This window comes from Nocardia takedensis NBRC 100417, from assembly GCF_000308695.1.
Lineage (GTDB): Bacteria > Actinomycetota > Actinomycetes > Mycobacteriales > Mycobacteriaceae > Nocardia > Nocardia takedensis.
This window is the reverse complement of sequence record NZ_BAGG01000060.1, coordinates 1-12241: the sequence shown is the minus strand read 5'-3', so window position 1 is coordinate 12241 and position 12241 is coordinate 1. Positions and strand designations below refer to the sequence as shown.

The window sequence follows — 12241 nt, the reverse complement described above, 5'->3', positions numbered from 1 at the left end:
CGGCACGGATGGCGCGAGACTTCAGCGTCCCTGCCAGACGGTGCGCAGCAGTTGCTCCCAGCTCCCGGCGGCGGCGTCGCGCGCGGAGATCGCACTCACCGGCAGCGGCCATTCCAGGGCGAGATCGGGATCGTCGTGGGCCACGGCCACATCCTCGGCGGGATCGTGCGGCCGATCGATCCGGTAGCACACGTCGGCGGTCGCGGTGAGCGCCTGGAACCCGTGCAGGAATCCCGGCGGCACGAACAGGTGGCGGAAGTCGACGTCGTCGAGTCGGAACGCCTGGGTGCGGCCGAACGTCGGGGAGCCGGGACGGATGTCGACCAGCACGTCGTGGATCGCACCGTGGGCGCAGCGCACGAGTTTGGCCTCGCCGCGCCCCGAGCGCCCGTGCATCCCGCGGATCACCCCGCGCGCCGAGCGGGACTGCGAATCCTGCACGAAGGCCGCGCTCGCCCCGGGCACGCCGACGTGCTCGTCGAAGATCTCCGCGTCGAAGGTCCGGGTGAACAGGCCGCGGTCGTCGTGGAAAGGCCGAGGAATCAGCTCGAGAACATCGGCGAGCTCGGTCTGCTCGATACGCACCGCGACATCCTGCCACGAGAAACCCACCCCCGCCACGGGCCGGTTCCGGTCCCGCGGACCACCGCGAATCGGACACCTCGTCCCCTTCCGCGCACTCGAATTCGCCGCCCCGCAACACCTCGGTAACCCGCCGCGCACGCCGCGACTGGTAGGACTGCGGGACACATCACCACCGCCACACCTGCGCGCACCACGTCCACTTGCGGGCGCGCGTGCCGACATACAGAGAGAACACCTGATGAGGGCTACCCATCGGCTCCGCGCGCGTGGCGCGCGGAGCGTACGGATCGTCGCCGCGACCGCCGTCCTGGTCTGCGGCCCGGTCCTGAGCGCCGGACCCGCCGCGGCGGGCGTCGACTCCAGCACCGTCATCCTCGACAGCGCGGGACGCACCGTCGAGGCCGTGCAGGCCGACACCCGGATCGACTTCGTGCCGCCCCTGGACGGTAATCCGCTGACCCGCGAATGGTTCCACGACGGCGCGGCGGCCTTCCAGGTCACCGGCCCCGACGCCGAGAACTGGCACGGCCGCATCACCCTGGGCTACCAGGTCGGCTACCCGGCCACGGTCACCGGGCGACTGCGTTTCCAGTACTCCACACCGGGACTCGGGGTCGACCTCGGCGGCGCCGACGGCGGCCTGCTCGAGATCGACTCGCTGATCCCCAAGGCGGGCGTGGAACTCGAGGTGGGCTTCGGCCCCGGCATCCAGAGTTTCGAGTGCGCCGCGGGCGATATCTCCGGCACCTCGGGATTCATCCGGATGGCGGGTTTCCACGGCACGGTGACCGGCGTGTTCGGACCGACCAACATCCGTCCGTTCGTCCGGATCGTCAGCGCCAACGGCGACACCGTCATCACCTACGGGCGGACCTGGTCGATCTGAGTCGCCGCCCGCCCACCCGGTTCCACCGCAGCGGAACCGAGTGGGCGGGCGGCGCGCCGATCGGTGCTGCGCGCGGCCGCCGGACATGGGAAAGTCGGTGCCATGAGCGCGAGTCGCCCCATCGCCCGCATCTTCCTCGGATTCCTCACTCTCACACTGCTCGCGGGTTGCTCCGCAGGCAGCGATCCCGCCGCGCCGACCGCGAGTTCGGCCGACGTTCCCCTCGTGTCCACCGACGACCTGCTCGAGTCCCGCCCCGACGAGATCCACCTGTTCGGCTTCAACGACCTGCACGGCAATCTCGAACCGCCACAGGGTTCGGCAGGCCGGATCGCGGGCCACGACGCGGGCGGCGCGGCCTACCTGGCCACCCATCTGGCCCGGTTGAAGGCCGCCTACCCCGCCTCCGCGGTGGTGGCGGGCGGTGACAACATCGGCGCGAGCCCGCTGGTGTCGGCGCTGTTCCACGACGAGCCGACCATCTCGTTCCTGAATTCGGTCGGGGTGGCGGCCTCGGCGGTCGGCAATCACGAATTCGACGACGGCGTGCTCGAATTGAGCCGAATCCAGGGCGGCGGATGCGCACCCGAGGGGTGCTCGCCCGGCGCGCCGTTCACCGGGGCGAAGTTCCCCTATCTCGCGGCCAACGTCACCGACACGACCGGACACCTGCCGCCCGGCCTGCGGGCGTGGACCATGCTCGGGGTCGGCGGACGCAAGATCGGCGTCGTCGGCACCGTCACCAGGGAGACCGCGCAGATCGTGATGCCCGAGGGCATCCGCGGCTATTCCTTCGGCGATCAGGTCGCGGCGATCAACGCCGCCGTGCCCGCGATGCGCGCGGCGGGTGCCGAGGCGATCGTGGCGCTGGTCCACGACGGCGGCGCGCAGCGCGCGGCCGACCCCGACTACAACGGCTGCGCGGACATGAGTCCCGAAGTCACGACGTTGGCGACCGGCGCCGACCCCGCCGTGCGGGCGATCTTCACCGCGCACTCCCACCAGTCCTACGTCTGCACGATCGAGGGCAAAGTGGTCAGTCAGGCGGCCTCCTACGGCAGGCTGATCACCGATCTCACGCTGCGCTTCGGCGACGGTCCCGCGCGGGCGTCGGCGGTCAACCGGGTGGTCACCCGCGAGGTCACGCCCGACAGCGCCACCGAGGCGCTCATCGATTTCTACGCCGAGCAGGCGAACCCGCGCGCGAAGCGGGTGGTCGGCACGGCCGCGGACACGCTGCCCCGCCAACCTAATCCGGCGGGTGAGTCGCCGCTGGGCAGCGTCATCGCGGAGGCGATGCTGACCGTCACCGCCCAACCCGCCGCCGCGGGCGCGGCGCTGATGAATCCCGGTGGCGTGCGCGCGGATCTGAAACCGGGGGCGATCACCTACGGCGACATCTTCACCGTGCAGCCCTTCGGCAACCAGGTGGTCACCGTGACGCTGACCGGCGCGCAATTGCTGCGCCTGCTCGAACAGCAGTGGAAGGACCCGAACAAACCGACGGTGCTGTCCCCGGCCGGACTGAGCTACACCTATGTCGATTCCGCGCCCGCCGAACACAAGGTGGTCGCCGACAGTGTGCGGGTGGCCGGGCAACCGTTGAATCCGGTGGCCACCTACCGGGTGAGCACCAACAGCTTCCTGGCCGCGGGCGGCGACGGGTTCACGGTGTTCACCGAGGGCACCGACAAGACGGTCGGCCCCACCGATCTGGACGCCTTCGAGTCCTTCCTGGCCACCCGTCCCACGGTGCGGGCGCCGAAGGCGCGGGTGGAGAAGAAATGACCGATCACCGCCGATTTATCTGAAATCGGTTGTCACACACACCGTTCTCCGCAGGGCCTCGGTGACCATTCCCACAGCGTAGCGAGGCCCTGTGGATTTGCCCGGGCGCGTGCGCGCCCATTACAGTTGTCTATAAGTCAGGACGAAGGTGTTCCTACTTTCGGCCCCGACCGCTGTCACGTCGCGCGGTGCCGAAATCTCGGATGGCCGCATTCACCGCCGCATGCCGGATCACCCACGCCGACACACGGTTCGAGTGAAACAGCAGGAGGGACGATGGTCTCCTACATCGTGACGGGCGGAACGAGCTTCCTGGGGCGGCGCGTGGTGCAGCGCCTGCTCGATCGCGATCCCGCCGCCATCGTGCACGTCGGCACGCATCCCCGCGAGAGATCCGACTTCGACGCCCTCGCCGCCGGATGGCGCGGCGGCGAGCGGGCCTTCGCCTTGACCGGCGCCCATGCCCCGCGCGTCGACCACCTCATCCATCTCGGCCCCCTGCACGACCCGTCCGACGACGCGAGCGCCACCGCGGCGGCGCTCGACCTGGCCCGGAACACGGGCGCGTTCCTGCACCACGTGTCCTCCATCGCGGTCGCGGGCGAATACGCGGGCACCTTCTTCGAGGAGGATTTCGACCTCGGTCAGAAGCTGACCTCCCGGCAGCACCGCGCCACCTTCGCCGCCGAACGGGCGGTGCGCGAATCCGGGGCGCCGCGCTGGCGGATCTACCGACCGGGCGTCGTGGTCGGGGATTCACGCACCGGGGAGATGGATCGCATCGACGGTCCGTACCACTTCTTCTCGGCGGTCGGCGCGCTGGCCGGACTGCCCGCCGAACTGCCCATCCCGCTGCCCGATCTCGGCGCGACCAACGTGGTGCCGGTCGACTACGTCGCCGAAGCGGTGGTGGCTCTGGTCCACCGCCCCGGTCTCCTGCGCCGCACCTTCCACCTGGTCAATCCCGAACCGCAGCCTTTCGTGGCGATCTACCGCGCGCTGGCCACGGCGGCGGGCGCGCCCACGGGGGCGGGCGTCCTACCGGTCCGCGCCGCCACCCTCGGCGCGTTGACCCAGTTGCCGGGCGTCACCACACTGCGCGACCTGGTGTTCGAGCGACTCGGCCTGCCCGCCGCGGCCGCGCCGCACCTCGGTTCGTCGGCGCGGTTCATCTCCGATTCCACCCGCGCCCAGTTGCGCGGCACCGGCATCGAACCGCCCGCCTTCGACTCCTACGCGGCCACGCTGTGGCGTTACTGGCGCGACCACCTGGACCCGCGCCGCGCCCGCCGCGGCACCGAGGGCGCGCGCGGTCGCACGGCCTTGGTCAGCGGAACCTCCTCCGGCGTCGGCCCCGCCGCCGCGCATTCGCGCACCCGCAGGCTCACCCTCGTGCGCGACGGCGAGGACTTCCGGCCCCCGCGTGACGGCGTGGTCTCCGATGTGGTGCCGGAGAGTTCCGCGCTCACCGCGCTCGCGCCGATGCTGCGCCCGCTGCTGGCGATGCCGGGACCGGCGGGCCGCATGGCCCGAATCGTTCCCGGCCTGCGCCGGTAGCGGCCGGCGACTGCCCACGCGGGGGTCACCTACCGATCCCGCAGCATCGCCGGACCGGCCTGCGCCGGCATCGGCAGGCGGCCTCCCACGCGGGGGTCTCGGGCGCTCAGAGTCGAGCGGCGACGAAGTCGGCCGCCGAATCCATCGCCCACCCGTACTCGGTGTGCGCCGCCGAGACGACGCCCGCGCCGCAGATCGGGTCACCGCCCGCGCAATAGTGCCCGGTGCGTTGCGCGTAAGGCGCGGGCACGCCGGGCCCTACGGTTTCCAGCGGGTCGCCGAACAGCAGGATTGCCGCGATCGAGGACTCGAAAGACCCGGGCAGCGTGTGCGTTCCGGGCAGCGCGGTCACCGTGGGCGTGCCGAGGACGCCGTGCACGACGATCGCGCCCTGGGAATAGCCGACGAGGACGAACCGCTGATCCGGGCAGTGCGCGGCGGCGGATATCACGTGCCGCGCCATCTCGGCGGTGCCGTCGCTGATCGAGGTGGGCACCAACAGATTCGCCGGATAGCGCACGGCGTGCGCGGTGAGCGCGCCCGGCAGTCGGGCGGTGAGCGTCTCGTAGAGCGGATCGCCGATCACCGCGCCCAGCACGCCGGGTTCCCCGGTGCCGCGGGCGACGACGACCTCGGTCGTCGCGCAGTCGGCCGCGGCGGCCGCCGCACCCAGGGTCGCGGTTCCCGCGATCAGCACCGCCACCGCGAAAGCTCGCAGCGGACGCCACTTCTCGGACACACGCATCGATCGAACAGTCATCGTGATCACCCACTCACGCCGTTGTGAGAAGCCGTCGGTCCCGGTGGCCCGGAACGTGTACGGCCATATCCGCGAAGGTAAGAACGACGCGGGGGCCGGTCAAGGAAAGCGACCGAAGCGAGGCCGGGTCATCGCACAATCGTTGTGCGGCAAGGGATGCGCCGAGTCGCGTTGCGCCGCACCGGCATACGGCCCGATCATCGCGATGTCCCTTTTCGGTGCGGCCGCGCCGTGCGAAGAATGGTCGCGGCCGAGCGCGGTGAATCGCCCGATTCGCGCGACGGAAATATGTTCGGAATCTCCGATTTCGACGCGCACCGGATAACTCCGCTCGATACCGTAGCGTCGTTCGAGGGACCCGAGTAATCCCGAATCGCATCGGTGTGATCAGATCTTTCGCGGTGCGGGACCGCGATAATGGGTCCTGACCAGGGCGTTCGAAAGTGTTACCGTGAAACGGTAGGACGCGCCAGGACAAGGACGCCGCCTACCGGACGAGGATTCTGTCGGTCGTATGCTGACGCCGCGTCGCTCTTTCGCGTTTCCGTACAAGTTGAAACAGGTCGGTATTTTCTTCGAGCGAGAAAGGAGTGGGACACCATGAGTGCCATCATCGGACTCGGCTCCACGGCGGCCGCGGTCGCCGTCAATTTGTTGTGGGCGCTGGTCGGCTTGATCATTCTCTGAGTCAGCGGCACTTCCCGGCGCGCCTCCGCCGACCCGGCAACCCCGGAAACGAGGCACCGACATCGAGGCCCCCGTACCACGGGTGGCCTCGAAGCCGTTTCCGGGGAGATTTCCGCGAACGGCGGCGACGACCGGCCCTGATATGATACATTTTCGTATCCGATACAGTTCTGTATCGAAAGGTCACGGTGCGAGGAGGTGCGATGACGTCGCCCACGGTTCCCTCCGCACCGCGCCGTGTCACCCGCAGGCGCGCCGAGACCCGCACCCGCCTGCTGGGCGCGGCCTACGAGGTCTTCGCCGCCGAAGGGTTCGGGCACGCTTCGGTCGAGCGGATCTGCGACCGGGCCGGCTACACGCGCGGGGCGTTCTACTCCAACTTCCGCTCGCTGGACGAACTGTTCCTCGCGCTCTGGGAGCAGCGCTCGGCGGCCATGCTCGACGACGTCCGCGCCGCGCTCGAGGACATCGCCGCCGACGGCGTGCGCGACGTGCACGACGCCGTGCACCGCTTGGAGCGGGCCGTCCCGCTCGAGGAGGCGTGGTTCCGGATCAGCGCCGAGTTCACCGCGCACGCGCTGCGCACCCCCGGCCTGCGCCGCGCGGTGGCCGCCCGCGAGGAGGCGATCGTGGCCGCGCTCATGCCGACCGTCGTCGCCGCGCTGGAACGGATCGGGCGCGAGGTCGCCGACCCCGCCGCGCTGGGCCGGGCCGTGGTCGCCGTCCACGACGGCACCACCGCGCAGGTCCTGATGGAACCCGGGAACCCCGCGATCCGGCGGGAACGCACGGATCTGTTCACCCACCTCGTGCTGGCCTACAGCACCGAACGCGCCACCCACTCCCCCGAAGGACGGACATGACCGATCGCAGCTCCCACCCCGAGGCCGATGTCCTCATCGTCGGCGCGGGCCTGGCCGGCCTGGTCGCGGCCCACGAACTGGCGAAGGCGGGCCGCACGGTGCACGTGCTGGACCAGGAGAACCGCGCCAACCTCGGTGGGCAGGCGTTCTGGTCGCTGGGCGGGCTGTTCTTCGTCGACAGCCCCGAACAGCGCCGCCTCGGGATCAAGGATTCCTACGAACTGGCGTTGCAGGACTGGCTGGGCTCGGCGGGCTTCGACCGCGACGACGAGGACCACTGGGCGCGGCAGTGGGCCGCCGCCTACGTCCATTTCGCGGCCACCGAGAAACGCGACTACCTGCACGAACTCGGCCTGCGGGTCACGCCGCTGGTCGGCTGGGCCGAGCGCGGCGGCGCGTTGGCCGACGGGCACGGCAACTCGGTGCCGCGCTTCCATCTCACCTGGGGCACCGGGCCGGAGGTGGTGCGGGTGTTCGCCGAACCGGTGCTGGCGGCCGAGCGGCGCGGCCTGGTGCGGTTCTCCTTCCGGCACCGGGTCGACGATTTGGTGGTCGAGGACGACGCGGTGGTCGGCGTCACGGGCAGCGTGCTGGTCGACTCCGACGCCGAACGCGGCGTCGCCTCCTCGCGAGAGGTGCGCGAGAGCTTCGAGTTCCGCGCGAAAGCGGTGGTCGTCACCTCCGGCGGCATCGGCCACAACCACGAGATGATCCGGCGCAACTGGCCCACCGAACGCCTCGGCCCCTGCCCGAGCACGCTGATCTCCGGTGTGCCCGCGCACGTGGACGGCCGGATGCTGGGCATCACCGAGGCCGCGGGCGGCGCGCTCGTCAACCGCGACCGGATGTGGCACTACACCGAGGGCATCCACAACTGGGATCCGATCTGGCCCGACCACGCCATCCGCATCATTCCCGGACCGTCCTCGCTGTGGCTGGACGCGAACGGCAGACGGCTGCCCGCGCCGTGCTTCCCCGGCTTCGACACGAACACGACCATGAAGGCGATCCTGGCGACCGGCCACGACTACTCCTGGTTCGTGCTGACCCAGTCGATCATCGAGAAGGAGTTCGCGCTCTCGGGGTCGGAACAGAATCCCGACATCACCGGCAAGGATCTCAAGCTCACGCTCAAGAGTCGGGTGGCCAAGGGCGCGCCGGGACCGGTCGAGAACTTCAAACGCCACGGCGTGGATTTCGTGGTGGCCGAGACCCTGCGCGAACTCGTCGACGGGATGAACGAGATCGCGCGCGGTCCGCGACTGGACTACGAGAAGGTCGAACGGCAGATCATCGCCAGGGACCGCGAAGTGGGCAACAAGTTCAGCAAGGACGCCCAGATGATGGCGATCACCAACGCGCGCCAGTACTTCGGCGACAAGGCGGGGCGGGTGGCCAAACCGCACCGCCTGCTCGATCCGGCGCACGGCCCGCTGATCGCGGTGCGGCTCAACATCTTGACCCGCAAGACCCTCGGCGGTCTGCAGACCGATCTGGACTCGCAGGTCGTGCGCCCCGACGGTTCCCGCTTCCCCGGGCTCTACGCGGCCGGGGAGGTCGCGGGTTTCGGCGGCGGCGGCGTGCACGGCTACAACGCGCTCGAGGGCACCTTTCTCGGCGGCTGCATCTTCTCCGGTCGCGCGGCGGGCCGGGCGCTGGCGAGCAGGCTCGCGCGGGGCGCGGCCGGGTAGGTCGCGGGAGTCGGGAAACCCGTTGCGCGCGGACGGTATTCAGCGCGCGACGGGCATCCTTCCGGCAAACCGATCGGTACGGTGTGAGCTGTCCCAGTCGGTACCGGACCCCCTGCCGCGCGAGGCCGTGGGCCGGGTAGCATCCGAACCATGTCGCGTACGCGGATCATTCGCATCGCCACCCGGTCCAGCCCCATGGCGGTGGCCCAGGCCGAACAGGTCGCCGGGATACTGGCCGGCCACGGCGTCGAGAGCGAGCTCGTCAAGGTGACCACCGCGGGCGACCGCTGGATGGGCGATCTGGCCGAGCTCGGAGGCAAGGGCGCGTTCGTCAAGGAACTCGACCGCGCGCTACTCGCCGACGAGGCCGACCTGGCGGTGCACTGCCTCAAGGACATTCCCGGTGACATCCCGGTGCCGGAGGGGTTGGCCTTCAGCGGCTACCTCGCCCGCGACGACGTGCACGACGCGGTGATCACCCGCACCGGCGCGCCGCTGCGGGACCTGCCCGAGGGCACCGTGGTCGGCACCAGTTCGGTGCGCCGCACCGCCCAGCTGCGGTTGCACTACCCGCATCTGGCGGTGAAACCGTTGCGCGGCAACGTCAACACCCGTCTGGCCCGCCTCGAGGAGGGCTACGTCGACGTGCTGATCGCGGCGGTGTCGGGTCTGCACCGGGTCGGGCAGCAGCACCGGATCACCGAGACGCTGGACCTGGACACGATGCTGCCGCCGATCGGCGCGGGCGTGATCGTGTTGGAGTGCCGCCGCGACGACGACGAACTGCTGGAACTGGGCGCGCGCATGGACGATCCGGCCACCCACCGCACCGCCGACGCCGAGCGCGCGATGCTGCACGCGTTGCAGGGCCACTGCAACTCCCCCATCGCCGGTTACGCGAGCACCGACGCCACCGGGCGCCTCACCCTGCACGGCAAGGTGTTCGATCTCGCGGGCACCCGGTGGCTCGACGCCCAGCACTGGGGCGTGCCCGAGGACCCGCAGGCCCTGGGCTTCTTCGTCGGAGCGGATCTGCTGCGCCAAGGGGCACGGGCCCTCATCGACGCGATTCCGCACTGATCGGTCCCGCGCCTCAGTTCGGCGCGTGGGTCTTGTCCTCGGTGTCGGTCGCCGGTTCGGCGGCGGCCGCCGCGAGCAAGTCGCGGGTGTAGCGCTCGGCGAGCAACGGCACGAAGTTGTCGAAGTTCGCGTGATCGGCGATGTGGTCGTAGGCGGCCTCGAGCAGGTCCTTGATGACGTCCTCGCGGGCCACGCCCGCGAATTCCCGCGTGAGGCGATCGACGGCCGCCTCGAGGGCGACCCGCTGGTCCAGGGTCAGGTCGGCGTGGGTGCGGTCGGGTTCGACCGGGCTCTCGGTCACGATGTCTCCTCGACATACCGGACGGGGTGTGTGCGTACCTGTCGAGCGCGGGGCTGACCCGCGCTCGCAGACCGGGTACCCACTCCCGCCCGGGCTTCACCACTCCCGCACACCGCGAGAAAACTAGAACACGTTCTTGTGCGCGTCGCGCGCGCGTGCGACGCTGTCGGAATGGAGCTCGCCGACCTCGAAGCCATCCGTCAATTGAAATACCGCTATTTCAAAACACTGGACCTCAAGCGGTGGGACGAATTCGCCGACACCCTCACCGAGGACGCACTCGGGCGATACGGCACCCACGCGATGGGCGAACCGCTGGTATTCGACGGGCGCGCGGCCATCACCGACTTCATGCGCGGCAATCTCGGCCCCGCGATCGTCACCGTGCACATCGCCCACCACCCCGAGATCGCCGTCGAGGGGGATTCCGCGACCGGGTCGTGGGCCTTCGAGGACACCGTGATCGCCACCGAGTACGGCGTGCTCATCCGCGGCGCGGGCTACTACTCCGACCGCTACCGGCGCGAGGCCGACGGCGCCTGGCGCATCGCCGAGACCGGCTACCGGCGCATATATGAATCGTCACAGGCACTTTCCGATACACCCAGTTATCGATTGCTGAGCAATATGTGGGCGACCCCGACGTCGTGAACCGCGCACGGATGCCCCGGCGGCGGCGCGGTGAAACCCGCGCGGGCACAGTGCGACATATCTCATGAATATGCCGACCTGTTGCGGCCGTGACGATTCCAGGCAATAGTGACCTCTTGCGCCGGATTCGGAAGGCACGGAAGGGTCGAGGGATGGCACTCAGGTCTATCGCGGTCACGTTGACCGCGGTCGGGCTCACGATGTTCGCGCCGCACGCGGCGGCCGACCCGACAGGCCCGCACGCTTTCGTGCCGGTGGTGGGCGAAGGCACCGTGCTGGTGGTCGACACCGCCGCCGACCGTGTCGTGCAGCGCGTCGACGGCGCGGGGCCCTACGCCTCGGCCGTGACGGCCTCCCGCGACGGCGCGAAGGTCTACGTGCAGTCGTTCAACCCGCCGCTGCTGGGCCGCAACGACATCGCGGTCATCGACACCGCCAGCCACGCGGTCACCACGCGGGTGCCGATCACCGGCGCCGACGGTCTGGCCCAGCCGATCTCCGATCCCGTGCGCGACCGGGTCTACATCCTCACCGCGCGCCCGTCGATCGATGTCATCGACACCACCACCGACACGCTGCTGCGGTCGATGCCGCTGCCGTCGGTCCCCTTCGCCGCCGCCATCGCCCCCGACGGCAGCCGCCTCTACACCGTCTTCGCCGACTCCACCGCCGCCGCCTTCGATCCGGAGTCCGGATTCCAACTGGGCGAACGCATCCAGATCGACGGTTCACTCCCGTACGCGGCGGCCGTCTCCCCCGACGGGCGCACCCTGTACTCGGTGAACGTGCTCGGCGACAACGTCTCGCTCATCGACACCGCGACCTGGCGGCGCACCGGGGCGATCTCCTTCCCGGCGGGCAGCGCGCCGGTGGCGGGCGCGATCAGTCCCGACGGCGAGAACCTGCTCGTGGCCACACTGGGCGCGAACGCCGTGCAGGTCATCGACATCGCGTCCGACAAAGTCGTGCGCACCGTCGCGGTGGATTCGCCGGTCTCGATCGGGTTCACCGGCGACGACGCGAAGATGTACGTGGGCAGCCTCGGTCCGCAGCCGCGTCCGTTGACGCCCACGGTCGCCAACGGCTTCGAGGCGGTCCTGCCCGCCTTCCTGCGCGCCGAACCGCGTCCGGGCACGCTGATCCCGTTCTCCGCCGCCGATTTCAGCCCCGCGGGTGCGCCGATCGCCACCGGGACCGGCACCGGCCTGGGCGCCTACACCAGCTGACCGAGCGGTCCAGTTCCGGCCGACCGGATCTGGACCCGTCGCGGTCGCGCGACGATGCTGGGACCATGCCCCCTCGCACCTCACTGGCCCCGCGCGAATTCGCTCCCGAGACCGTCTACCTGAACACCGCCGCACTCGGTCTGCCCGCCGCCCGCTCGCTGGCCGC

Annotated in this window: 12 protein-coding genes; 8 read left to right on the top strand and 4 right to left on the bottom strand. The window is 70.3% G+C overall.

Annotated elements, in window-relative coordinates; translation table 11 throughout:
* Positions 1 to 21: 21 nt before the first annotated feature.
* The gene (locus ON30_RS12095) at positions 22 to 585 is read right to left on the bottom strand and encodes a dTDP-4-dehydrorhamnose 3,5-epimerase family protein (protein ID WP_040706754.1); all 564 of its coding nucleotides are present in this window, start codon (positions 583 to 585) and stop codon (positions 22 to 24) included.
* 238 nt (positions 586 to 823) lie between these two features.
* Here ON30_RS12095 and ON30_RS12090 point away from each other — a divergent pair, with 238 nt between their 5' ends.
* The 3 genes from ON30_RS12090 (at position 824) to ON30_RS12080 (ending at position 4816) form a co-directional block, all read left to right on the top strand.
* Complete coding sequence (locus ON30_RS12090) at positions 824 to 1471, top strand: MspA family porin (protein WP_051029222.1); 648 nt, start codon at positions 824 to 826, stop codon at positions 1469 to 1471.
* 102 nt (positions 1472 to 1573) lie between these two features.
* Positions 1574 to 3259, top strand: a complete 1686-nt coding sequence (locus ON30_RS12085) for a bifunctional metallophosphatase/5'-nucleotidase (RefSeq protein WP_051029221.1) — start codon at positions 1574 to 1576, stop codon at positions 3257 to 3259.
* Between the two features lie 276 nt (positions 3260 to 3535).
* Entirely contained in the window at positions 3536 to 4816 is a 1281-nt protein-coding gene (locus tag ON30_RS12080) for an SDR family oxidoreductase (RefSeq protein ID WP_051029220.1), read from the top strand.
* A 106-nt stretch (positions 4817 to 4922) separates the two neighbouring features.
* Here ON30_RS12080 and ON30_RS12075 read toward each other — a convergent pair whose 3' ends face one another.
* On the bottom strand, positions 4923 to 5561 hold the full coding sequence (locus tag ON30_RS12075) for a cutinase family protein (RefSeq protein WP_051029219.1): 639 nt from the start codon (positions 5559 to 5561) through the stop codon (positions 4923 to 4925).
* A 114-nt stretch (positions 5562 to 5675) separates the two neighbouring features.
* Entirely contained in the window at positions 5676 to 5894 is a 219-nt protein-coding gene (locus tag ON30_RS39050; RefSeq protein ID WP_157183706.1) for a hypothetical protein, read from the bottom strand.
* Between the two features lie 572 nt (positions 5895 to 6466).
* Between ON30_RS39050 and ON30_RS12070 the strand changes: the two genes are divergently transcribed.
* The 3 genes from ON30_RS12070 to hemC all read left to right on the top strand — a co-directional run bounded on the left by ON30_RS12070 (position 6467) and on the right by hemC (position 9897).
* Complete coding sequence (locus ON30_RS12070) at positions 6467 to 7126, top strand: TetR/AcrR family transcriptional regulator (RefSeq protein ID WP_040706687.1); 660 nt, start codon at positions 6467 to 6469, stop codon at positions 7124 to 7126.
* Entirely contained in the window at positions 7123 to 8817 is a 1695-nt protein-coding gene (locus ON30_RS12065; protein WP_040706685.1) for an FAD-binding dehydrogenase, read from the top strand. The genes ON30_RS12070 and ON30_RS12065 overlap by 4 nt, the downstream gene beginning before the upstream one ends.
* Positions 8818 to 8967: 150 nt before the next feature.
* A complete protein-coding gene (gene hemC / locus ON30_RS12060) occupies positions 8968 to 9897 on the top strand; it encodes a hydroxymethylbilane synthase (protein ID WP_040706683.1) in 930 nt (309 codons plus the stop codon).
* A gap of 13 nt (positions 9898 to 9910) precedes the next feature.
* Here hemC and ON30_RS12055 read toward each other — a convergent pair whose 3' ends face one another.
* The gene (locus ON30_RS12055) at positions 9911 to 10198 is read right to left on the bottom strand and encodes a three-helix bundle dimerization domain-containing protein (protein ID WP_051029218.1); all 288 of its coding nucleotides are present in this window, start codon (positions 10196 to 10198) and stop codon (positions 9911 to 9913) included.
* 171 nt (positions 10199 to 10369) lie between these two features.
* Between ON30_RS12055 and ON30_RS12050 the strand changes: the two genes are divergently transcribed.
* Together ON30_RS12050 and ON30_RS12045 are read left to right on the top strand one after the other, a co-directional pair.
* Entirely contained in the window at positions 10370 to 10849 is a 480-nt protein-coding gene (locus tag ON30_RS12050) for a nuclear transport factor 2 family protein (protein ID WP_040706681.1), read from the top strand.
* Between the two features lie 152 nt (positions 10850 to 11001).
* The gene (locus ON30_RS12045; protein ID WP_040706679.1) at positions 11002 to 12075 is read left to right on the top strand and encodes a YncE family protein; all 1074 of its coding nucleotides are present in this window, start codon (positions 11002 to 11004) and stop codon (positions 12073 to 12075) included.
* The last annotated feature ends 166 nt before the right edge of the window (positions 12076 to 12241 follow it).